This window comes from Macrococcus brunensis, assembly GCF_022343725.1.
Classification (GTDB): Bacteria; Bacillota; Bacilli; order Staphylococcales; family Staphylococcaceae; genus Macrococcus; species Macrococcus brunensis.
The window spans coordinates 2,075,401-2,098,554 of the sequence record NZ_CP092179.1; the positions used below are offsets into that span (position 1 = coordinate 2,075,401).

General features: G+C 41.9%; 26 protein-coding genes, 1 tRNA gene and 1 other RNA gene. 12 read left to right on the forward strand and 16 right to left on the reverse strand.

The genetic code is table 11. The features are described 5' to 3' along the window. Positions 1 to 5: 5 nt before the first annotated feature. From phnC to phnE (MGG13_RS11025), 3 genes are read left to right on the forward strand one after another with little or no spacing between them, the layout of a single operon-like run. Positions 6 to 779 (forward strand): phosphonate ABC transporter ATP-binding protein, encoded by a 774-nt coding sequence (phnC, locus tag MGG13_RS11015; protein WP_133432639.1) that lies wholly within the window; start codon positions 6 to 8, stop codon positions 777 to 779. Continuing rightward, on the forward strand, positions 779 to 1,552 hold the full coding sequence (gene phnE / locus MGG13_RS11020) for a phosphonate ABC transporter, permease protein PhnE (protein WP_239034881.1): 774 nt from the start codon (positions 779 to 781) through the stop codon (positions 1,550 to 1,552). Before phnC ends, phnE (MGG13_RS11020) begins: the two co-directional genes overlap by 1 nt. Next, entirely contained in the window at positions 1,549 to 2,352 is an 804-nt protein-coding gene (phnE, locus tag MGG13_RS11025; RefSeq protein WP_239034882.1) for a phosphonate ABC transporter, permease protein PhnE, read from the forward strand. The genes phnE (MGG13_RS11020) and phnE (MGG13_RS11025) overlap by 4 nt, the downstream gene beginning before the upstream one ends. A 39-nt stretch (positions 2,353 to 2,391) precedes the next feature. On the opposite strand, the gene recR is transcribed toward phnE (MGG13_RS11025), so the two are convergent. The 9 genes from recR to MGG13_RS11070 form a co-directional block, all read right to left on the reverse strand. After that, positions 2,392 to 2,988 carry a recombination mediator RecR gene (gene recR / locus MGG13_RS11030; RefSeq protein WP_239034883.1) on the reverse strand — a complete coding sequence of 199 codons (597 nt, stop codon included), beginning with the start codon at positions 2,986 to 2,988 and terminating at the stop codon, positions 2,392 to 2,394. Continuing rightward, on the reverse strand, positions 2,988 to 3,308 hold the full coding sequence (locus MGG13_RS11035) for a YbaB/EbfC family nucleoid-associated protein (RefSeq protein ID WP_133432635.1): 321 nt from the start codon (positions 3,306 to 3,308) through the stop codon (positions 2,988 to 2,990). Before MGG13_RS11035 ends, recR begins: the two co-directional genes overlap by 1 nt. 16 nt (positions 3,309 to 3,324) lie before the next feature. Then, positions 3,325 to 4,965 (reverse strand): DNA polymerase III subunit gamma/tau, encoded by a 1,641-nt coding sequence (gene dnaX / locus MGG13_RS11040; protein WP_133432634.1) that lies wholly within the window; start codon positions 4,963 to 4,965, stop codon positions 3,325 to 3,327. 87 nt (positions 4,966 to 5,052) lie between these two features. Next, complete coding sequence (locus tag MGG13_RS11045) at positions 5,053 to 6,297, reverse strand: aminoacyltransferase (RefSeq protein WP_133432633.1); 1,245 nt, start codon at positions 6,295 to 6,297, stop codon at positions 5,053 to 5,055. Between the two features lie 116 nt (positions 6,298 to 6,413). Continuing rightward, positions 6,414 to 6,679: signal recognition particle sRNA large type (ffs, locus tag MGG13_RS11050), an RNA gene on the reverse strand. Between the two features lie 39 nt (positions 6,680 to 6,718). Continuing rightward, positions 6,719 to 7,453 (reverse strand): trehalose operon repressor, encoded by a 735-nt coding sequence (treR, locus tag MGG13_RS11055; RefSeq protein ID WP_133432632.1) that lies wholly within the window; start codon positions 7,451 to 7,453, stop codon positions 6,719 to 6,721. 29 nt (positions 7,454 to 7,482) lie between these two features. After that, positions 7,483 to 9,141 (reverse strand): alpha,alpha-phosphotrehalase, encoded by a 1,659-nt coding sequence (treC, locus tag MGG13_RS11060; protein ID WP_239034884.1) that lies wholly within the window; start codon positions 9,139 to 9,141, stop codon positions 7,483 to 7,485. 19 nt (positions 9,142 to 9,160) lie between these two features. After that, a complete protein-coding gene (gene treP / locus MGG13_RS11065; protein ID WP_239034885.1) occupies positions 9,161 to 10,624 on the reverse strand; it encodes a PTS system trehalose-specific EIIBC component in 1,464 nt (487 codons plus the stop codon). 180 nt (positions 10,625 to 10,804) lie between these two features. Next, positions 10,805 to 10,897 (reverse strand) — tRNA-Ser (locus MGG13_RS11070). Positions 10,898 to 11,013: 116 nt separating this feature from the next. Between MGG13_RS11070 and MGG13_RS11075 the strand changes: the two genes are divergently transcribed. The 6 genes from MGG13_RS11075 to MGG13_RS11100 all read left to right on the forward strand — a co-directional run bounded on the left by MGG13_RS11075 (position 11,014) and on the right by MGG13_RS11100 (position 15,582). Continuing rightward, complete coding sequence (locus MGG13_RS11075) at positions 11,014 to 11,715, forward strand: hypothetical protein (RefSeq protein ID WP_239034886.1); 702 nt, start codon at positions 11,014 to 11,016, stop codon at positions 11,713 to 11,715. Positions 11,716 to 11,794: 79 nt separating this feature from the next. Next, positions 11,795 to 12,811, forward strand: coding sequence for an SDR family oxidoreductase (locus MGG13_RS11080; RefSeq protein ID WP_239034887.1), 1,017 nt, complete (start codon positions 11,795 to 11,797; stop codon positions 12,809 to 12,811). Between the two features lie 15 nt (positions 12,812 to 12,826). Further along, entirely contained in the window at positions 12,827 to 13,876 is a 1,050-nt protein-coding gene (locus MGG13_RS11085; protein ID WP_239034888.1) for an ABC transporter permease, read from the forward strand. Positions 13,877 to 13,884: 8 nt separating this feature from the next. Continuing rightward, complete coding sequence (locus tag MGG13_RS11090; RefSeq protein ID WP_239034889.1) at positions 13,885 to 14,553, forward strand: ABC transporter ATP-binding protein; 669 nt, start codon at positions 13,885 to 13,887, stop codon at positions 14,551 to 14,553. A gap of 11 nt (positions 14,554 to 14,564) precedes the next feature. Further along, on the forward strand, positions 14,565 to 14,747 hold the full coding sequence (locus MGG13_RS11095) for a hypothetical protein (RefSeq protein ID WP_239034890.1): 183 nt from the start codon (positions 14,565 to 14,567) through the stop codon (positions 14,745 to 14,747). A gap of 58 nt (positions 14,748 to 14,805) precedes the next feature. Further along, on the forward strand, positions 14,806 to 15,582 hold the full coding sequence (locus MGG13_RS11100) for a catalase family protein (protein ID WP_239034891.1): 777 nt from the start codon (positions 14,806 to 14,808) through the stop codon (positions 15,580 to 15,582). A gap of 17 nt (positions 15,583 to 15,599) precedes the next feature. Here MGG13_RS11100 and MGG13_RS11105 read toward each other — a convergent pair whose 3' ends face one another. The 3 genes from MGG13_RS11105 to MGG13_RS11115 all read right to left on the reverse strand — a co-directional run bounded on the left by MGG13_RS11105 (position 15,600) and on the right by MGG13_RS11115 (position 18,190). Next, the gene (locus tag MGG13_RS11105) at positions 15,600 to 15,791 is read right to left on the reverse strand and encodes a hypothetical protein (protein ID WP_239034892.1); all 192 of its coding nucleotides are present in this window, start codon (positions 15,789 to 15,791) and stop codon (positions 15,600 to 15,602) included. A 67-nt stretch (positions 15,792 to 15,858) separates the two neighbouring features. Then, on the reverse strand, positions 15,859 to 16,596 hold the full coding sequence (locus MGG13_RS11110) for an alpha/beta hydrolase (protein ID WP_239034893.1): 738 nt from the start codon (positions 16,594 to 16,596) through the stop codon (positions 15,859 to 15,861). A gap of 202 nt (positions 16,597 to 16,798) precedes the next feature. Continuing rightward, a complete protein-coding gene (locus MGG13_RS11115; RefSeq protein WP_239034894.1) occupies positions 16,799 to 18,190 on the reverse strand; it encodes an L-cystine transporter in 1,392 nt (463 codons plus the stop codon). Between the two features lie 147 nt (positions 18,191 to 18,337). Between MGG13_RS11115 and MGG13_RS11120 the strand changes: the two genes are divergently transcribed. Next, entirely contained in the window at positions 18,338 to 18,529 is a 192-nt protein-coding gene (locus MGG13_RS11120; protein WP_239034895.1) for a hypothetical protein, read from the forward strand. A gap of 10 nt (positions 18,530 to 18,539) precedes the next feature. Here the strand turns inward: MGG13_RS11120 and MGG13_RS11125 are convergent, their stop codons facing one another. Further along, positions 18,540 to 19,037 (reverse strand): GNAT family N-acetyltransferase, encoded by a 498-nt coding sequence (locus MGG13_RS11125; RefSeq protein WP_239034896.1) that lies wholly within the window; start codon positions 19,035 to 19,037, stop codon positions 18,540 to 18,542. Positions 19,038 to 19,118: 81 nt separating this feature from the next. Between MGG13_RS11125 and MGG13_RS11130 the strand changes: the two genes are divergently transcribed. Continuing rightward, positions 19,119 to 19,295 carry a hypothetical protein gene (locus tag MGG13_RS11130; protein WP_239034897.1) on the forward strand — a complete coding sequence of 59 codons (177 nt, stop codon included), beginning with the start codon at positions 19,119 to 19,121 and terminating at the stop codon, positions 19,293 to 19,295. A gap of 29 nt (positions 19,296 to 19,324) precedes the next feature. On the opposite strand, the gene MGG13_RS11135 is transcribed toward MGG13_RS11130, so the two are convergent. Further along, positions 19,325 to 19,543: a hypothetical protein gene (locus tag MGG13_RS11135; protein ID WP_239034898.1), complete on the reverse strand. Its 219-nt coding sequence runs from the start codon at positions 19,541 to 19,543 to the stop codon at positions 19,325 to 19,327. A 211-nt stretch (positions 19,544 to 19,754) separates the two neighbouring features. Here MGG13_RS11135 and spn point away from each other — a divergent pair, with 211 nt between their 5' ends. Further along, entirely contained in the window at positions 19,755 to 20,066 is a 312-nt protein-coding gene (gene spn, locus MGG13_RS11140) for an SPIN family peroxidase inhibitor (RefSeq protein ID WP_239034899.1), read from the forward strand. Positions 20,067 to 20,107: 41 nt separating this feature from the next. Here spn and guaA read toward each other — a convergent pair whose 3' ends face one another. Together guaA and guaB are read right to left on the reverse strand one after the other, a co-directional pair. After that, the gene (gene guaA / locus MGG13_RS11145) at positions 20,108 to 21,649 is read right to left on the reverse strand and encodes a glutamine-hydrolyzing GMP synthase (RefSeq protein WP_239034900.1); all 1,542 of its coding nucleotides are present in this window, start codon (positions 21,647 to 21,649) and stop codon (positions 20,108 to 20,110) included. A gap of 16 nt (positions 21,650 to 21,665) precedes the next feature. Further along, a complete protein-coding gene (gene guaB, locus MGG13_RS11150; RefSeq protein ID WP_239034901.1) occupies positions 21,666 to 23,135 on the reverse strand; it encodes an IMP dehydrogenase in 1,470 nt (489 codons plus the stop codon). Between the last annotated feature and the right edge of the window lie 19 nt (positions 23,136 to 23,154).

A 23,154-nucleotide genomic window follows, 5' to 3' on the forward strand; every position in this document is an offset into this window, starting at 1 on the left:
TACATATGAGTCAAATCGTTTTTACAGATGTTAATAAAGTTTATCCGAATGGCCACGTGGGTCTCGATAACGTTAATCTTGAGATCAAGCAAGGTGAGTTTATCGTGATTGTCGGTCTTTCTGGAGCGGGAAAATCCACTTTACTTCGTTCTATCAACCGTCTGCATGAAATCTCATCAGGCGATATCTCTATAGACGGCGAGTCTATTACACGTGCTAAAGGTAATAAGTTATTGATGATGCGCCGTAATATCGGAATGATCTTCCAGAGCTTCAACTTAGTCAAACGTTCTTCTGTCATCCGTAATGTGTTAAGCGGCCGTGTCGGCTACCATCCAACATGGAAAATGGTACTCGGTCTTTTCCCGAAGCAGGATAAACAGATCGCGCTTGAAGCATTAGACCGCGTCAATATTGTAGAAAAAGCCTACAACCGCGCAGATGAATTATCAGGCGGCCAGCAGCAGCGTGTCTCTATCGCACGTGCTTTAGCACAGGAGCCGAAGATTATTCTGGCAGATGAACCGGTTGCCTCTCTTGATCCTTTGACAACAAAGCAGGTCATGGATGATTTAAAACGGATCAATCAGGACCTTGGCATCACTGTTATTGTCAATCTGCACTTTGTCGACCTGGCCCGTGAGTATGCGACACGTATTATTGGTCTGCGCGCCGGAAAAGTCGTTTTCGACGGTCCAGTAGAACAGGCGACAGATGCTGCATTCTCTCACATTTACGGCCGTGAAATTAAAGACGACGAGATGATGGGGGTTAAATAATGCAGCCTGTCAACAACACTAAACGTTACAAAACTATCTTTACCGTCTTACTTTTACTAGCACTTCTTATCTGGAGCGGTTACCAGACTCAGTTCAGTTTCCAGAGTCTCGCAATCGGTTTCCCTGAGATGATGAACCTGATCAAAGAGATGCTGCCACCAGACTGGTCGTATTTCAGTGAGATTATAGAACCGATGCTGGACACGATTCGTATGGCGGTCCTCGGTACAACATTCGGCTCACTTCTTGCGGTGCCGGTTGCACTCCTGTCAGCGAACAATGTGTTCCGCTCACGCTGGATTACAGTGCCAGTGCGCTTTATCTTAAATATTATCCGGACGATACCTGATCTGCTGCTTGCTTCTATATTCGTCGCAGTGTTTGGTATCGGTGCCTTACCAGGGATCTTCGCCCTGACTGTCCTGTCATTCGGTATTGTCGCAAAATTATTCTATGAATCGCTCGAAAATATCGACAATGGTCCTCTTGAAGCCATGACAGCAGTAGGTGCCAATAAAACTAAATGGATAACGTTTGGCGTCCTGCCGCAAGCAATCGCCCCTTATCTATCATTTGTGCTCTTCACTTTTGAGATTAATATTCGAGCAGCAGCTGTTCTCGGGCTGGTTGGAGCCGGTGGTATCGGTCTCTTTTATGACAAAACACTCGGCTATTTCGAATATTCAAAAGTGACAACGATTATTATCTTTACGTTATTAATCGTCATGTTGATTGATTTCACGAGCACGAAAGTAAGGGAGCGTTTACTATGAAGAACTACGATCATTTAAAACCAAAGTCCTCTACACCTGCTATTATCCGTAATATCATTTTAGTCGTGTTATTGCTTGCGATTTATATCTGGGCGTTCAGCGGCATGCCCAAAATTGAGATCAAAGAAAAGTCATGGGAGATTTTATCTAATATTCTTGACGGTATCATCCATCCGGACTGGGGCTATGTTTACATGCCTGAAGGAGAAGACTTACTGCGTGGCCTGCTTGAAACATTCGCCATTGCCTTTCTTGGTACAGCGATCTCTGCTGTACTCTGTATTCCTTTTGCCTTTCTTGCAGCAAGAAATATCTCTAATCGTTTCTTATCAGAAGTCAGCAAATTCTTTCTCAGTCTGATTCGTGTCTTCCCGGAAATCATTATGGCTCTCCTTTTCATCAAAGCAGTCGGACCGGGTGCATTTGCAGGGGTACTCGCTGTCGGGATACACTCTATTGGTATGTTAGGTAAGTTATTTGCCGAAGACATTGAGAACCTGGACCTCGGCCCTTCTGAAGCTCTGACTGCGACAGGCGCAAATAAAATCAAGATATTAATGTTTGCAGTCGTCCCTCAGATTCTGCCTGCCTTTATCTCATTTGTTCTCTACCGCTTCGAAATCAACTTAAGAAGCGCTTCTATTCTTGGTTTAATCGGCGCAGGGGGTATCGGTACACCGCTGATTTTCGCTCTTCAAGGCCGGACATGGGATAGAGTCGGTATTATATTAATTGGTATCATCATCATGGTTGTCATCGTCGATACTATATCGGGTGCCATCCGGAAACGTCTTGTTTAACATAAAAAGAAGCTTCTCTTCAATAAGAGAAGCTTCTTTTTATATTTCTGTCCGTCCGGAGATGGCTTTTGACAGAGTGACTTCGTCTGCATACTCAAGGTCACCACCGACCGGCAGACCGTGTGCCAGTCGAGTGGTCTTAATACCAATTGGTTTGATCAATCTTGAGATATACATCGCCGTTGACTCGCCTTCGATGTTAGGGTTAGTGGCCAGAATCAGTTCCTGTACTTCCTCATCTTTCAGACGAGTCAGTAGACTTGGAATATTGATATCTTCAGGACCAATGCCCTCCATTGGCGAAATCGCACCTTGCAGCACATGATAAAGCCCTTTATACTCACGCATTTTCTCCATCGCAATCACGTCTTTAGATTCTTCAACGACACAGATCATCGAACGGTCACGTGTCTTGTCCTGACAGATATAGCAGGGATCTGTATCCGTGATATGTCCGCATACCGAACAGTAAGTGAGCTCACGTTTTACATCGACGAGCGCTTTCGCAAAATTCATAACGTCCTCTTCTTTCATATCAAGAACGTGAAAAGCAAGACGCGCCGCTGTCTTCGGGCCAATCCCGGGCAGTTTCATAAAGCTGTCAATCAGTCTGGATATAGGTGCAGGATAATGCATTACATCATTCCCGGAATGTTTAATCCTTTAGTGTGCTGACCTAAACGTTGTGCAGTTACATCATCTGCTTTAGCTAATGCTTCGTTTGTCGCTGCTAACACTAAATCCTGTAACATTTCGATATCTTCAGGATCTACGACTTCTTCTTTAATGATGACGTCGATCACTTCTTTATGTCCTGATACTACGACTGTCACCATACCGCCGCCTGCTGTTCCTTCGATACGTTCTTCTTTCAGTTTTTCCTGCTCTTCAGCCATTTTCTTCTGCATTTTCTGCATCTGTTTCATCATTTGTTGCATATTTCCGCCACCGCGCATAATTATTTCCTCCTTGTTAATCAATCATATTAATCGTGTCTTTACCAAATAACTCTTCTGCTGTCTTGACGATATCCTGTTTCTTTGGCGTTTCAGCTGGTTGAGCTTTACGATTCTGGATATAGTCATGTCTGACCTGCAGCCACTGCGAGTCCGGTACACCTACCATTTTAACTTTTTTATTGATGATTGTGTACACAATCGACTCAATCTGCTGACGTTTTTCTTCGTCTTTATTGACGATATCTGAATGAATATCATCATCGAACTTAATCAGAATATGTGTGCTACTTGCCGCTACTGGCTCTGTGTTCTGCATAAGACTGACTAAAGCCCGCTGATCATTCTGCTTCACATGATCAATCAATGACTGCCAGTTTTCTTTCAGATAGGTCAGATCTTCGCGGTTAGCATTATCCAGCACCGTTTCAATCTGAGCCATTGAAAAATGATTTTTAGTCTTTGTTTCCTTGCGTACTGGTTTTGAAGGAGCTGCCGCCACCGGATTCAACTGCACGGCTGCCAGTTTGTCCTCAAATTCCTTGAAGCGTTCATCGATATAAGAGTGATCGATGCTTTCAGCAGGTCCATTTACTTTCTCTTTTAACTTCACCAGTTCAGATAGTTTGACAATCAGCACTTCAAAATGCAGATTCATATTAACCGCAAAGCGCATGGAGACAAGCGTGTCATTGATTTTATCAATCATCTCATAAATCGTTGACAGTTCTACTTCATAAACCAGACCGTCCTGTTTTTCGCCTGTCGCGAAGTCGACGATAACATCGCGGAGATAATAAATAAAGTCATTAACCAGTCGATTGACTTCTTTGCCGTCACTGAGCAGCTGGTGGTAGAGATCGAACGCCCCTCTTACGTCATGCTTGATGATGAGGTCCGTCAGCTGTCTCAGTTCTTCTTTGCCGACACTGCCGGTCACATTCAGAACATGTGTCAGCGTCAGAGATTCTTCTCCGAAAGCAATCGCCTGATCCAGAATACTAAGCGCATCCCGCATGCCGCCTTCAGCAGACTGTGCAATAAAGGCAAGTGCTTCCTGTTCATAGTCGATGCCTTCTTTGTCACAGACATATGCCAGATGGTCGACGATGTCCGGTGTACTGATGGCTTTGAAGTCAAATCGCTGACATCTCGAAATGATGGTCGGCGGGATTTTATGCGGCTCTGTTGTGGCCAGAATAAAGATAGCATGAGCCGGTGGTTCTTCCAGCGTTTTCAGAAGTGCATTGAAAGCGCCTGTCGTCAGCATATGAACCTCGTCAATGATGTAAACTTTGTAACGGGATTCACCTGGGGCATATTTTACTTTATCACGAATATTACGAATCTCATCGACTCCATTATTACTCGCTGCATCGATTTCGATGACGTCAGAATTAGTGCCGTTTGTGATGGATATACAGCTTGCACATTCATTACACGGCTCACCGTCGTGACGTTCTGTACAGTTGATTGCTTTTGCAAATATCTTTGCGATACTTGTCTTCCCTGTTCCCCGAGGTCCGTTAAACAGATAGGCGTGAGAAATCTTGTTTCTCGCAATAGCGTTCTTCAGTGTCGTTGTAACGTGTTTCTGGCCGACTACTTCTTCAAATGACTGCGACCGGAACACGCGATATAAAGCTTGATAACTCAAGACGTCCCCTCCATCAGTAGTAATGGTTCCATTATACCATTTCAGATATAAAAAAATAGGAACACAGAAGTGCTCCTATTCAAAAAGTTACTTACGTTTCATCAGCTGATAAATCTTATAAGCCGGACCATTAAGCGGTTTGATGAAGTCACCGATCTGTTCATCAATATAAGCGTTGAATCCTTTTTTAAACTTAATGACACCCATATCAGGTGATGTCTCTTCATTGAAGTCACCGCTGACCCCGTAAAAGTTATAACGCTTCAGGCCGAGCTGATTGGCAAACTTGATCATTTCCCACTGCATATGGTAGGCGCCCATAAATTTATTGTATTTAGGGTTGGAACCACTGGACAGATAGTAGAGTTCATGGTTATTGAAGATATAGATGGCACTTGCAAGTTCGAGAATGTCGCCGTCTGATTGTTTCAGTTCTTCTGTTTCAGCTATTTTCTTTTCAATCTGATGAACAGCCTTCTCGAGTTCCGCTGTCTTATTCTTCAGTTTTCTGAAGTCCGGGTTTTGTTTCAGTTCTTCATTTGATGCTTCAAATTCTGTCCGTTTCGCTGATAGCTGCTCCTGCAGTCGAGACAGATAGTCATTTAAATCAATATAGGCCATAACAACACGTGCGTTATCACCGTACATCTTCTTCATACGTTTGAATGTCTCAAGACCGAAAAGAGAAAAATCATGCTTATCTTCTGCCATGCGGTACAGACTGAAGAATTTATCCATCTCATCATCAGCTAAATCGCGCAGCTGAACACCCATTTCAATCGTCTTATTGATGTTGCGACGCGTCTTATATTCCATCTCTTTTAAGAGCTCATCATCTGTCTTAGCTGTCAGATCAAGCACAGAAAAATAACGGGCCTGTGAATCCATCGAATAGCCGACTGGATAACCTCTATGCACATACCCAAGAGATTCCATTGTCTGAATCACATCATCAACCGGCTGTTCTTCAGTGACATTACCGTCACCATCCAGATAGTTGCGGGTCATATATGGATCCACCAGGACAAATAAACCTTTACGTGCTTTCAGATATTGAGTCAGGTGAGTATAGAAGAACTGGACGAGTTCTTTATTATGGTGATCCATCACCGGTCCTTTATGCGTATAATAGTATTTAAAAAATTTAAGGCTTGCAGCGCCTGTTAAGAGACAAGCGGCAAGTATGCGTTCTCCTTCTTTGACGCCCACTAAATGAACATCCATGTTCATCGCCTCGCGGCCTGTATAATGTGCGCGTGATTGCGTGTAATGACTGAATTCGTCTTTAACGAACGAATCGAATTCATCAATCGTCAGTTCACAGAATTTCATTGTCTTGCTCCTCTCCATTTACCTTTAAAAGTATGCCATAATCGAACAAAATTAAAAAGGCATATCCACTGATATGCCTCTTGCATTATATATAGATTCATTAATATCAAAAAAAGCCGTGCACCTCTGCTTTGTTAAGCCTACATGAGCGGAACCTCGATCGCCAGCTCAAAGTCGGCTACCCCGGCCACATACAAGTTACCACTTAATGCTGCTTCCTTCCGGACCTGACATGGTTCATGGGCTTATATTGACCAGGACCGACTTCTCAACACTACGTGTCAAAGTCAGACCTCACAAATTGCTTCCCGCAGCAAAGGAGTTAGGTCTTGCCTAAGCGGATTGCAAGTATAGGGAACCGCTACCTCCCCACTTAGCACGGTAGTATATATAATACTATACCTCTTTCAGTAATTGCAAGTTATTTGTCGACTTCAGTCATCCGACGTGAGAAATCTACAAATCTGAACTCGCTTGCCCGGTGTTTCGAAATATTGTATTGAAAAGGCACTGCATTCGCTAAATGAACCACTGAACGTACAGTAGCTGCATAAGGCGGCACCGCTTCTGCGAATAACCGGAGCTCTAAATCTGTCATCGGTTCAAACGTGATGGCTTTGTTGGAAAAGCTGATTTTAAGTTCCAGCTCTTTTTCGATATACGCATAAATGGATTGTGCAGCGATGTCTTTAGTCAGGTCCGGAATCAGTTCAGCAATAAAGTAATCAGTATCAATGATATTCACGCGTTGATTTTTAGTACGTATGCGCACGACTTCATAGAGCAACGTATCATCCTCGATGTTCAGTGCCGCTTTTGCCAATGGATGGTCTGCTGCACGCACTAACTTAAATGATTCTACATGTGTCTGATAGTCGATGCCAAGTGTGGCATTGATTTCCTGGAAGCTGACAAGCTGAGATATCGGCAGATTCGTCCCTTCCTGGTAAATGACGACCGAGCCCTTACCCTTCAGCTTCTGAATGTAGCCATTGACCTGCAGCAGACTCAGTGCTTTACGAACGGTTTCACGTGATACATTGTATTTTTTGACCAGCAGACTTTCTGATGGGAGCTGATCATGAAAATGATATTCTCCTTTTATTATCTGTCCACTGATATCCTGGTAAATTGTCTGGTATTTATTTCTATTCATCCTGATCCCTCTTATCCCGAGTCTTCTTTCTACGCTCTCTCAGTATAAGTCGGTTCCCTTAAGACGGCAACTGCCTGATACGGCTTTAATCTTCGTTCAACTTGATAATAATTATTAATCAGTACTTCACCGTCCAGGGATAGTGCAGCGGGCACGTCTACTTCCTGGCCGCTGAAATTAGCGACTACAGTCATGGTCTGGTCATCAAGCACTCTTCGATAAGCAAAGAGTTGAGGATGATCAACCAGTTCTGGCACGACTTCACCATATGTCATAATATCCAGATCGTGTCTGAGCTGTATCAACTGCTGATACGTATAAAAAATGGAATCAGAGTCGCTTAGCGCATCTTCAACATTAATTGTTCTATAGTTAGACGCTACATCCAGCCAAGGCGTACCCGTCGTAAATCCGGCATTCTGTTCTTTAGACCATTGAACAGGCGAACGTGAATTATCGCGCGACTTCTGCTGCAGGATACGGATAGCCTGTTCTTTGCTGATGCCTCTTTCAAGCATCAACGGATAAGCATTGAGAGATTCTACATCACGATATTGACTGATGTCCTCGAGATAAAGATTGGTCATTCCGATTTCCTCACCTTGATAAATATAAGGTGTCCCTTGCAGGAAGTGAAGGGTAATCGCCAGCATCTTAGCGCTGTAAACACGATTTTCCTCAGTAGAATCGTCTCCGAAGCGTGACACAACACGTGGCTGGTCGTGGTTGCACCAGAAGATAGCATTCCAGCCTCCGCCCGCAGCAATACCTGTCTGCCATTTAAAGAGAATCTCTTTCAGTTCGATAAAATCATAAGATTTTTCAGACCATTTTTCACCGTTCTGATAATCGACCTTCAAATGATGGAAGTTGAATACACTGCTGAGTTCCTGGCGTTCTGGATTCGTATATTTAATACAGTGTTCAAGGGTCGTTGAACTCATTTCTCCGACTGTCATGAAACCTTCTTTGTCACCGAATGTCTCACGGTTCAGTTCGTGCAGATATTCATGCACTTTTGGCCCATCTGTATAGAACTCTTTTCCTTCTTTCGGAGAGTCTTCATAAGCCCCTTTTGAGATCAGATTAATGACGTCAAACCGGAAACCGTCCATCCCAAAATCAATCCAGTAATTGATCATATCGTAAATTTCACGACGTAAACTTTCATTCTCCCAGTTGAGGTCTGCCTGAGTCACATCAAAAAGACGAAGATAATACTGATCTGTCGCTTCATCATACTGCCATGCATTACCGCCAAACTTTGATTCCCAGTTCGTCGGCGGACCATTCGTACCGTCTTTCCAGATATAATAATCACGATAAGGATTATCTTTAGATTTACGGGCTTCTACAAACCAGTTATGATGCGTGGATGTATGATTGATCACGATATCAGACATAATCTTTATACCTCGGTCATGTGCTTCATCGAGTAATCGCTTAAAATCATCTTTCGTACCGAAGTCAGGATTAATCTCATAATAATCACTGATATCATAGCCGTTATCATTCATGGGTGAACGATAGACGGGCGTCAACCAGATATAATCGATACCCAGCTTCTTCAAGTAATCAAGCTTCTCAATGATACCGTTCAAATCACCTTGACCATTGCCTGTCGTATCATTGAATGACTTTGGATAAATCTGATAGACCACTGATTTTTTCCAATCCGTTACCGCCATGTTAAAACTCCTTCAGTTCTTATTTTGTATCCTTCACACGTTCTACAACGACTTCTTCGCCTTTTTTCTTTGCAAAATTCGAGAAGATTAAAGTCAGAATAACAGGTAGTACGATAGCGATAATCATACCGATGAAGAAAGTGAGACGGAAGCCTTCGTTAATCGAAATAATCCCAGGTAAGCCTCCCACACCCACACGTCCTAATAACTGCTGTGACCCAAATATCGCTCCCACAATCCCTGTCGTTACCACTGCTGCAATAAATGGATATTTAAGAGGGATGTTAACACCGAACATAGCAGGTTCAGTAACACCTAACCAGCCTGAAATACCGGATGTCAGTGCAAGCCCCTCTTCTTTAACCATTTTGCGCCGTTTGTACAGGAACCATGCTGCGAATGCTGCAGAACCTTGTGAGATGTTAGAAATCGCTAAAATCGGCCATAAATAAGTTCCGCCAAGCTGCGAGTTCTGTAACTGGAAGTCAACAGCCAGGAACATATGATGAAGACCTGTTACAACGAGCGGTGCATAAACAAGCCCGTAGATTAAACCGCCTAGCCAGCCTGCTTTTGTGAAGATAAATTGAATGACATCTGTAATCTGTGTACCTAGCCATAATGCTACTGGACCGATGATTAAGAATGACAGGAAACCAATTAATAATAATGATACAGGTCCTACAACCAGCATCTTGATTGAATCATGCACACGTTTATTTAAGAAACGCTCTACTTTTGCGAGGAACCATGCTGCAATGAGTACAGGTAAGACCTGTCCCTGATAATTTAATTTGTTAATCTGAAGACCAAACACATCCCATTGAGGGATTTTAGTCAGTTCTCCTGTATCAGCATTACCCAGACTATATTGAGATGCAAGACCTGGATGACACATAATTAAACCGAGAACCATACCTAGTATTGGACTGCCTCCAAATACACGCATAGCTGACCAACCAATTAAAGCGGGCAAGAAAATAAACGGAGCACCTGCGATGAAATTAATTATTTCAGCTAAATCTCTTAATTGCGGATACATTTCAACAAGTGACTGTTTACCAAATAAACCTCCAGCAGTCAGGACATTGTTAAGTCCTAACAAAAGACCCGCTGTCACGATTGCAGGCAGTAATGGGATAAAGACATCACCCAATGTTTTAATCGCACGCTGCAATGGATTCATTTTATCTGCTGCAGCTGCTTTGACTTCATCTTTTGTGCTTTCGCTCATTCCTGTTTCTTCAGTGAAAACTTTATATGCTTCATCTACAGTACCGGGGCCGATAACGATCTGAAACTGATTATTCGCTGCGAAAGACCCTTTAACTAAATCAATCTTATCTAATTCCTCTTTATTGACTTTCGATTCATCATCAAGTGCTAAACGCAGTCGCGTCACACAGTGTGTTGCTGCATTAACGTTCTCTTTACCGCCAATTGCACTAATAATGCGTCTGACATCATCTCTATTTACTGCCATCTCTCCATCTCCCTTTGTTAAATTAACCTCATTGTAACGTGTCTATACAAGCTTTGTAAACATAAATTGAAAAGGGTTTCAAAGTTAATTTATTCACTAAAATGATTTATATAAACAAAAAAAGATGCCCTGATTTCTCAGAACATCTTTATCTATATAAAGTCTATTATAATCTATAAATGGCGGAGGAAGAGGGATTCGAACCCCCGCGAGCCGTTAAGCCCCTGTCGGTTTTCAAGACCGATCCCTTCAGCCGGACTTGGGTATTCCTCCAAATAAGACAATATCTATCTTATAACATTGAGATTTTTTTGTCAACGCGTTTAATTATTTTTTTTATATTGTACAAAACAGGGTAAAGAAAGCTGAATGAAAGTGAGGATTAATCAATGAAATATGAAGTAAAAGTTTTTGCAGTCGTACAAGAAGTACTCAACAAAAAAGGACACATCAAGTCCAGTCTATTAAAAGCCTTTAATGCTAAAAAAGGGGATGAAGATTTCCTTGTTCAGTTTATCGATCATGATTCTAAACGCAACTATCATAACAAAGTGACGATGCGTATCCGCAAATCCGAAGATGATGAATTTATGGAGATACAATATAAGAAACGCTATCCAGTACTCACTACGATTGATGATGCCATCCAGCAGGCCGAGGAGGAAGGTATCGACGGAGAGCTGGAAGTAGAATACGGCGTCAACAAAAAGACGCTCAGCGTGACTCATGTTGTAGAAATCCCTGTCAATGCTCACATCCTCCCCGCGCTCGATAAAAGTCATCATCATGTGACTAGCGAAGCACCAGAGATATTTGAACCTTTTCTAACTGAACTCGATGAATCAACGCTTGTCGGGCCGTACGAATTCGAACGCCATACCGGCAAGCTAAATGGCTACAAAATCAAACTGGAGCGCTGGTTGATAGCAGATGAAGGAATTGTGGAGCTATCCTCTAAAGTTAAAACAGAAGAAGAAGCTCAGGAGCTACAGCAGCAATTGATTAACTATTTAAAAGAACTGAATGTTTATGAAGCAACCGATCAGCTGAAGACAGAACTGATTTTTGAAAATAATGTCTCGTCTTCATAATGTTTGTTAAACACCTTTCAACAAAGGTACAATGATATTTATAACCATTAAAAGTGGATAGAATTAGAATGAAGTGGAAGTGGATTTTCTGAATATCTTTTTAACAGGCGCGACTGGTTTCGTCGGCGCTGAACTTATTAAACAGCTCGCAAAAGAGCACGATCTTTACATCCTCTATCGTGATGAACGTAGGAAGGATAAACTCATCAGACAGTTACCTGATGCATCTCTGCACTTTGTAAAAGGAGATATTATCCAGGAAAACTGCGGTGTAACTGAATCATTACCTGCTATCGATTATTTTTATCACCTCGCAGCACTCGTCAAGTTTGATGAAGAACTGCGTGAAGACTTATTCAATATCAATTCAGAAGGTACTAAACATGCACTCGCATTAGCTGAATCACTAAGTACCAAGCATTTTCTCTATGTCTCAACTGCCTACACAACGGGGCAAAATGAATATGCGAAAGAAGAGCTTCATCCCCTTAACACACCTGTCAATAATCCTTACGAGGAAAGTAAGCTGCTGGCTGAACACGCAGTGATGCAGGCTCCAATGAAGAAGTCTATTCTGCGTCCCGCTATTATTATCGGTGATTCAGTGACAGGCGCTGCAGATTCCAAATTTACCTTATACGGCTTTATGAAAGCTCTGAAAATCTTCCGCCGTAAAATGTCACGTACTGACATGACTCAGCAGTTCCGTCTATTCGGCCACGATGATGGCACATCGAACTTAGTGCCTGTTGATTACGTCGTTAAAGTGCTGACGCATGCACTGAGAGCAGAAGACAACAAGATTTATCACATCACCAATAGTGCGCCTCCTAGAAATAGTGATATTCTTGCAATCATTAAAAAATATCTGAACTTTGAACAGCTCGTTGTAGCGCCTGATAGTGCAAAAACCAGCATGACAGAAGAAGAACGTCTACTTAATTCCTACATCGCGGTCTTTGATCCATATTTCAAAAAATCGGTGACGTTTGAAGATGCCAATACTGAAGCACTCCTCGCTGAAAGCGGTGAACATCGATTGAACTTGACTGATGAACAGCTCGACAGGATCATCAAAACTTATTTACTTCAATAATGTGGAGGCGAAAAAATGTTCTTAGCCTGGAAAGAATTGATTTACAGCAAATTAAAGTTCAGTTTAATTATTGGTGTTCTTGTTCTGATCGGTTATCTTCTCTTCTTAATATCCGGTCTGTCCAACGGTCTGATGAACATGAACCGTGAAGCAATCGATACATGGGGCGGCGATGCTATTGTCATGACAGATGAATCAAATCAGAACCTTGCGCAATCTGTCATAGACAAAGACGAGATAAAAGATAAATTTAAAGAAGTCGCACCAATTAAAAATACTGCCGTCATCGCATCAACGGATGATCGCAAACAAAATGCGCTTCTTTTCGGGATCGATCAGGATACTTTTATTGCGCCGGAAGTGAGCGACGGCAAAACATTCAAGAAAGATTTTGAAGTAGTTGCAGATGATACACTAAAGGAAAAAGGTTTTAAAATCGGCGATACACTGGATTTAGCTGGCACAAATGACAATCTGAAAATCACTGGTTTTACTGCAAGAGCTAAATATAATGCGGCACCTATTTTATATGCGAATAACCAGACAGTCGATGTCCTTACAAATAACCGTATGAAAGATAAGGTCAATGCTTTTGTCGTTAAAGACCCTGACTTTAAAGATGTCGATGTGAAGAGTGACTTGCAGGTTGTGGATACTGAATCTTTCATCAAGAAACTGCCAGGATACACTGAACAGAAACTGACACTCGATTTCATGAGTTATTTCCTGTTCGCCATCTCAGCATTTATCATCGGCATTTTCTTATACGTCATCACGATTCAGAAAGCACCGATTTATGGCCTGCTGAAAGCTCAAGGTTTAAGCAATGGTTTTCTGGCGAAGTCGGTCCTTTATCAGACGCTTATTCTTTCAGTTATCGCTGTCCTCATTTCACTCGCACTGACACTTGCGACAGCTTACTTTATGCCACCCGTTGTCCCTATCATCTTTAAATGGCAATTGATTGCCCTATATGCTGCTACACTGATTATCACTGCTTTACTAGGTGGATTGTTCTCAATCCGTTCTATTCAAAAAGTCGATCCACTTAAAACTATCGGGTAGGTGAAAAAATGGTCTTAACATTAGAAGGTGTTTCTAAATCATTCGGGAAAGATAACACATATGTTGAAGCGCTCAAACCGACCGACTTCCATCTGGAACGTGGTGAAATGGTCGCTATTATCGGCCCTTCAGGATCCGGTAAAAGTACGTTTCTGACGATTGCAGGTCTACTGCAGCAGCCATCGAGCGGACAGATTATGATCAATCAGACGAATACGACCTCGTTTAATGAAAAAAAACGAGCGCAGACACGCTTAAAAGAAATCGGCTTTATCTTACAGGCGTCCAATCTTGTTCCTTTTCTCAAAGTAAAAGATCAGCTGAAGCTTTTGGATAAAGTGAACAGCAATCATCTGTCTAAAGAAGAGTTAGCAAGTAAAATCAATACACTGGGCCTTGAAAAAGTGATGAATCAGTATCCAAGTGAACTGTCAGGTGGTCAGCGGCAGCGTGTCGCTATTTTAAAAGCGATTTATACGAATCCGGCGATGATCCTGGCAGATGAACCGACCGCAAGTCTTGACAGTGAAAAAGCATTTGCTGTCATTGAGCTGATTCGTGATGAAGTCAAGAGCATGGAGAAAGCAGCTATTATTGTGACCCATGATACACGACTGACTCAATATTTTGACAAAGTTTACGAGATGAAAGATGGTTATCTGAATAGAATCAATTAGAAGGTGAAAAAATGGAATCTCATCGCGATGCTTTTGTGACTGCAAATGAAATCTATGATATGGGCGTGCCACCACAAGTCCTTTCCATGTGGCTGACCAATGATTTCATACAAGTGGTTCATAAAAATAAATTAGATCGCTTCTTCTGGAAACATGAAGTTGAAGCGCTGATAAATAAGTATTTAAAGAACTGACGATTGTCAGTTCTTATTTTGCGGTGAGGGGTATAGAGTAAAAAAGGATGTGGAGATCATGACTAAAATAGCTGAAAGAATTATCAACTATATCGAGATGCTCGGCGTACACGACAAAGGTTTGAAAAGAGCGCACGCAAGAGGCTATTACTACGATGCAAAGGTTGAACTGACCCCGGAAGGAAAAGCCCTTCTCGGCGCTACAGAAAGAGCTGTCATCCGCTTGTCAGATGCGCCGCCCAGTAAAAGAACACCTGAACAATTTGTATCATTAAAAGGACTAGCGATTCATTTTGAGAAAACCGACTCTAATTTCATCTTCGTCAATTTTCCTTATTTCCCTTTTGTAAAGCGTGAATCTGTCTTAAAGCTGATGACTTATGTTAATGCCATCAAGCAGACAGATGACTGGTTTGTCCGCTTTAACCTTGTGCGTAAAATTGGACAGTTGGAAGGTTTCGGTCAGCGACTAGGTAAATTCGCCTCACATTTTCCTCTTTCTACTTTACGCAAATATCAGACCTATCATAATCTGCATTACTATCAGACAGATAAGGATTATGTGCGGTTCCACGTGAAATATGAAGAGGATATTAAGCTCTACGTCGAACGTTACATAGCACCGCAGTCGATTGAAGTTCTACGTAACGATGGTGATATCCATGAAATTGGACATCTGACGATAACCCGGGAAATCGATAGAGACCTGCCTTACTTCGAACTTTTAAAAACAGGACCTCATCTTAAACCTCTTATTGAAGATGACATCATTCATCTCAGAGATGAAATGTATCAGATTTCTGCAGAAAGAAGACTAAACGAAAAAAAACTCTGAGTCCTAGGACTCAGAGTTTAATTTGTATATCGACTATTGTATGGATCCTTTGAACGCTGATCAATCAGAAACATGATAGCGATAAAGAGAATACCTAACGCTACAAATGTGAATGAACCGAATTTAGAAGTTTCGTAAATGGCAAAGCCAGCCATGATTTCAGCGAGACCGAGAATAAATACAATCAGCTTCTTAATATTCGAAGACATTATCTCACTCCTTTAAATATCGTATTCTTATCATACACCATCCTGTGCAAAATTAATCGTCAGATGATTAGACATTTTTGTGACAGAAAAATGAAACAATCATTTCTTCTGTCTGAAGCTGGCCTCGTCCTAAAGGCATCAAATGTCCGGCTTCTGATATAATGCTTATTTGTTTAGGCTCTTTTAATTTCTGGAATATATATTGAGCACTTTCAGCATAAGATGCATCGTCACGCCCACCGTACATAATAAGGACAGGCTGATTAATCTGAGATAAACCCGTCATAATCTCATCGATCATCCGGCAGAATTTTTGTGCACCAAGATGGTAGTTCTGAATGTGCGCGATCTGTTCGGCATGTTCATCTTCACTCAATCCGAGCATTTTATCGAGACGGGTACTATACTGTTCGAGACGATAAAAGATCCCTGCTTCATCTTTGAAACGAGGAACAGACATCGCTACACCGGAATGAATATCAGGAAATATTTCAAGTAATTTCAAGGTAAAAAGACCACCTAATGACACACCAGCTACACTGATTGTTTCATATCCTTCCTGCTTAAGAAACTTATAACTCTCCAACACATTCTGCCACCAGTCATCCATATCAGATTTTACGAAATCCTCCAGCAGAAGCCCGTGACCTTGGTAAGAAGGAACATACGTCGTGAAACCTTCATTATTAAGTCTTTGAGCCAGTCCTTTTACATCACGCACTGTACCCGTGAAAGAATGCAGGAGCAGGATGGCATGGTTACCGCCTTTCAGATAGATAGGACGGGGATTCTTTAGTTTAATCATAATAATCAACTCCAGTCGCATTTATTATAGCAAAGATTAAATGTGGCGCCACTCAGACCAGATTTTGTCCGTGACTGTCGCAGTTGACGACACTCAAACTCGATTTTGTCCGCGAGTGGCGTAGTTGACGCCACTCAGTCCAAAATTCATACACAATTCGGACTCCCCATTAAAAAAGAGAGCATCTCTGCTCTCTCCTTTACTAATTCTTCTGTTCGACTATTGCATTCTTATTTTCAAATACTGAACGCTTAAATGTACCTAACATTCTTGAAGCTACTGTCCCTGATAACATACTGCCATTAACATTCAGTGCCGTACGTCCCATATCAATAAGCGGTTCAACTGTGATTAAGACACCGGCAAGGGCAACAGGTAAACCCATTGAAGATAACACGATAATGGCCGCAAACGTTGCACCGCCACCGACACCCGCTACACCGAATGAGCTGATAGCTGTAATCAGCGCCAGCTGAGCAATAAATTCAAATGACATCTGATTAATCCCAACAGTAGGCGCGATCATTACAGCAAGCATAGCCGGATAAATACCTGCACAACCGTTCTGTCCCATAGTCGCACCAAATGATGCAGACATATTGGCCGTCGCCTCGTCGACACCTAACGCCTCACGCTGTGCCGTCACATTTAGCGGAATAGAACCTGCGCTTGAACGTGAAGTAAACGCGAAACCGAGAACCGGAAAGACCTTCTTCAGATAAGTCATTGGATTAAGGCCAAATACACTAATCAATACAAGGTGAATGATAAACATAGTACCTAAAGCAACATATGAAGCGATGACAAATTTACCGAGCTGCAGAATACCTGCATAGCTCGTGCTGGCAACCATCGTCGCCATTAATGCAAGAACACCGAAAGGCGTTAAACGTAAGACGATTGTCACAAGACGCATAACCACCGCAAAGATAGAATCAACCATACGGACAAATAGTTCCGCCTGCTCAGGCTGTTTACGACGAATGCCTAATGTAGCTATTCCCACTAAAAATGAGAAAATAACGACTGCAATAACAGAAGTCGGGCGCTGTCCTGTCATATCTAAGAAAATATTACTTGGAATGAAGTTCAGTACGCGTTGAGGCATTGTTTTCTGTTCCATCGTATTATATTTCTCTTCTATCATCTGGCCACGTTCAGTCTGTTCCTGACCAATTGTAATCTGGTCAGCATTCAGATCAAATAACAGAGCCGAACCAATACCGATGATGGCTGCAATCAGAGTCGTTGTAATCAGTGTACCGATGACCCATGCAGCCATTTTACCTAACTGTTCGGTCTTATTCAGATTGATGATTGAACGAATGATTGAAACCATGACCAGTGGCACCACAATCAGCATCAGAAGCTGAACATAACCGCTCCCTACTATGCTATACCAGTCTAACGTGCTCATCGTGATATCAGAGTCAGCCCCGTATAAGGCCTGGATTAAAACTCCTAATAAAATACCTAAACCCATACCTGTGAATACTCGTTTTGAAAAAGAAACGTGCTTCTTATACATATAAATAAGTATTCCTATCAGGATAATAAGAATTAAAACATTAAAAAATATCAATAAATAGTCCATTTATTGAATCCTCCTTAAGAATATTAAATTTCCTTATTAAGGTTACATGTAAAGTGCTATGAATACAAGGGCTACTTTGGAAATATCATCAAATATTTGTGAATAAAATGATGCATTATTATACTTGTTTAAAAGGAGGTCATTAACATGGCTTTACAAACTTTTCTGTTCAATCTTATTATTTGTTTCACCGTCTTTTCACTGAGTTATATCATACTCAATTGGCTGACGAATCGGCTGACGAATCGCTCAGAGCCTTTGAGAATTAAAAATGCCTTGGGTGGTGCTGCTGTCTTTGCGGTTATATACTCAGTCGGCATATACCTGCTCTCAATGTAAGAAGAGAGCATCACTGCTCTCTTCTATCTATACTCTTCACCATATTAAACCATTGTTCGCCGCCATGCTGGGAGCGAGAAGGTCCGTGACTTTCAAAACCATATCGCTCATAAAACGGCACAAGATTTTCTATGCAAGTCAGCGTGATGCTTTTTGTCTTCAGCTTCTCCGCCCGCTTCGTAAATCGGTCAAGTAATAAACCAGCAAGCCCTTGTCCTTGATGCGTTTCAGCTACTACAAGACCTAGCACACTAAGGAATTCACCATTCGTCGTATCAGGCACTTTCTTGAACAGGTCATCAGTGATATACGGCTGTTTAATGATGGGTCCATTAATAAATCCAACTACTTCATTATTATCTTCTGCAACAATAAAAGTATCCGATATTTTTTCAATACGTTCTCTGAATGCTTCTTTCGTATCTGCAACTTCAGGTATAAAAGCCCGACCTTCGAGCTCAGTAATACGGTCAAGATCTTCTGTTTTCACATTTCTAAATTTATACATGTTATCCCCTCTTCCTTACTCCCATTATCTTACACACATAAAAATGGTACAATGAATACAAATCGATAAGGAGGTCACGCAATGAATTTACTGCTGACAAGCCTGCTCATGTTTGTCGTCTTCGAGATTGTCTATCTAATTACAGATCGTCTTCTCAATCATTTCTCCAAAACTAAAAAACCATTCAATTTCAAATATGCTATTATCATGGGGATTTTAATAGTTATCTTCTATATGATTGCGAATCAAATCTACTAAAAAAACACTCACCGCGGTGAGTGTTTTTCTTATTTATCCAGCTGTACTGTCACAACTGCTTCAATATCCTCTTTGTCATTGAAAAGTTCAGAAGCTTCTGTATCGACTTCTGTCACTACACCTTTTGTGCCACCTTCTAAGTCTAAATGATCCCCTACTTTAGGTAACGACTCTAATTCTACTTCACCGCCGCCATCTCCACCTGTACCAGGTTCCTGCACTAATTCCTGAATCACAACTTTAACCATTAAAATACCTCCTTAATTTCAAATTTAATCTGCTACTCATTAATACCACGAAACTAAAACCTTTAACCATCTGCACCTTTTAATCGCATCTATTATATTAGAATAATTTATGAACTAATTCTTAAATATTATTAAATCGTATTAACTCCTATTTACACCCATCAGTTTAGGCTGTAAGATAGTGACAAATAACCCAAAGGAGTGTTTAAAAATGAATCCAAAGAACTTATTACTTTCTACTGCAGCCCTTAGCTTACTCGCAACAGGTGTTATCTTCACACCACAGACAGCAAGCGCAAAAACTATTTCACAAAATGGAATTGTTCTTCACGACGACTCAAGACTACCGGAACATGAATTAGCTTACGTCGATGTCTTACTCGACAAACATGCAGATAAAGCGACTAAAGCAGAGCTTAGAAAATACTTCAAAGACCTTGGCCTTAATACAATTTCTGATATCGTTAAGAAAGCGAAAAAAGACGGTCTGGATGTATCTCAATACAAACGCTATATCAAGTAAGAAAAACACCCCTTTAACAACTGTTAAAGGGGTGTTTCCTATTATTCCCACTCAATCGTGCTTGGTGGCTTAGATGTGATGTCATACACGACGCGGTTGACGTGGTTGACTTCATTGACGATTCGGCTGGAAACTTTCTGCAGAACTTCCCAGTCAATACGTGCAAAGTCACTTGTCATGCCGTCGATACTTGTAACGGCACGGACACCGATTGTGTAGTCATATGTTCTGTAGTCGCCCATAACACCGACTGAACGGATGTCAGGAAGTACAGTGAAGTATTGCCAGATATCGCGTTCAAGTCCCGCTTCTGCCACTACTTCTCTTAAAATGGCATCTGATTCACGGACGATTTCCAGTTTCTCTTCTGTAATTTCTCCTAATACACGGATACCAAGTCCTGGTCCTGGGAACGGCTGACGCCATACGAGGTGTTCTGGAATCCCAAGTTCGACACCGAGTGCACGAACTTCATCTTTGAAAAGTGTGTTAATTGGTTCGATAAGTTTGAACTGCATGTCTTCCGGTAAACCACCTACGTTATGATGTGATTTAATCGTCTGTGCAGTCTTTGTACCTGATTCAATAATGTCAGTATACAGTGTACCTTGAGCTAAGAACTCAACACCCTGCAGTTTAGACGCTTCATCGTCAAAGACATAGATGAATTCATTACCGATAATCTTACGCTTTTTCTCAGGATCTGATACGCCAGCGAGCTTGCTCATAAAGCGGTCTTTTGCGTCTACACGGATGATGTTGATATTGAAGCCCTCTGCGAAATGCTTCATGACCATATCGCCTTCACCTTTACGGAGTAAACCGTGGTCAACGAAGATACAAGTCAGTTGATCTCCGATTGCTTTATGCAGAAGTACGGCTACAACTGAAGAATCCACACCGCCGCTCATTGCACATAATACTTTTTTATCGCCAACCTGCTCACGGATTTTTTCAACTTCGATGTCGATGAAGTTTTCCATCGTCCATTCACCTGTACAGTTACAGATTTTACGGATGAAGTTACGCAGTAAGTCATTGCCGTATTCTGAGTGTCGAACTTCCGGATGGAACTGTACGCCGTATAACTGACGTTCTGCATTTTCTACTGCTGCATACTTACAGCTTGGTGAGTTCGCAATCATACGGAATCCTTCAGGGATGTTGATGACTTTATCACTATGACTCATCCAGACCGTCTGTTCTTCAGGCAGCATGTGGAAAAGAGAATGTGTTTCTGCTGTGATGATCGCTTTACCATACTCGCGTTCATTCGCGCGTTCTACAGAGCCACCGAGCAGTTTCGTCATGAGCTGCATACCATAACAGATACCGAGCACCGGTACGCCTAAATTAAAGATTTCAGGGTCTACTGTAAATGATCCTTCTTCGTATACAGAGTTCGGTCCGCCCGACAGGATGATCCCTTTCGGATTCATTTTCTTGATTTCTTCGATTGAGATTTCGTGATCATGTAACTCACTGTAGACGCCCATCTCACGAATACGTCTAGTAATCAGCTGGTTATACTGGCTGCCGAAATCGAGTACCAGGATTAATTCCTGTTCAAATGCCATTTCCATTAGTCAGTCTCCTTAATTAGATAGAATAGTTCGGTGCTTCTTTAGTAATCTGTACATCATGTGGGTGACTCTCTTTTAAGCCTGCGCCTGTCATTCTGATGAACTGTGCTTCTTCGCGTAAGGCCTCGAGATCTTTAGAACCTGTATAACCCATACCGCTTCTGATACCACCGACTAACTGATAGATAGTATCCTGAAGCGCACCTTTATAAGCGATACGTCCTTCAATACCTTCTGGTACGAATTTTTTCGCTTCTTTGTCATCCTGGAAGTAACGGTCTTTAGATCCTTTTTCCATCGCGCCAAGTGAACCCATACCGCGGTAAACTTTGTACTGACGTCCCTGGTAGATTTCAGTAGCCCCAGGGCTTTCTTCTGTACCACCGAGTAATGAGCCAAGCATAACAGCATGTCCGCCTGATGCCAGGGCTTTAACGATATCGCCTGAGTACTTAATACCGCCGTCTGCGATAATGGTTTTGCCGAGTTCACGTGCAACACCTGCTGCATCATAAATCGCCGTAATCTGTGGGACCCCTACACCTGCAACAACACGAGTCGTACAGATAGAACCTGGTCCAATACCGACTTTAACGACATCTGCACCTGCTTCAAACAGCGCTCTTGTGCCTTCTGCTGTTGCAACGTTACCTGCAATCAGCGTTACCTCAGGAAAGTTTTCTTTTAAATCATGAACCATATCCAGTACACCTTTAGAATGGCCATGAGCTGTATCAATGACAAGAGCGTCTGTTCCAGCATCAACTAAATGTTTAGCACGAGTAAGTGTATCTTTGGCAATACCTACAGCACCGGCAACAAGTAAGCGTCCATGGCTATCTTTCGCTGCATTTGGGAACTCAATGACTTTCTCGATATCTTTGATTGTGATAAGTCCTTTTAAGACACCCGCATCATCGACAAGCGGTAATTTTTCGATTTTGTACTGCTGCAGTAACTTTTCTGCCTGTTCAAGCGTTGTATCGACCGGTGCAGTCACTAAGTCATCTTTAGTCATGACGTCAGAGATTTTAATAGAATAATCTTCAATGAAACGTAGATCGCGGTTCGTTAAAATACCGACTAATTTCATGTCTGTTTCGCTGTTGACGATCGGTACACCAGAAATACGGTATTTACTCATTAAATGTTCCGCTGCAAAAACCTGCTCGTCAGGTGTCAGGAAGAAAGGATTTGTAATAACGCCGTTCTCTGAACGTTTAACTTTCAGGATTTCATCTGCCTGTTCTTCAATAGACATATTTTTATGAATCACACCGAGTCCACCTTGACGTGCCATCGCAATCGCCATTTTTGCTTCTGTCACTGTATCCATACCTGCTGATAAAATCGGTACGTTCAATTTAAGACGGTCTGATAATTCCACTTTCAGATCAACTTGGTTAGGCAGTACGTCAGATTTCCCTGGAATCAGTAATACATCATCGAATGTTAAGCCTTCTTTTTGGAACTTAGTTTCCCACATGATTGATACCTCCATTTTA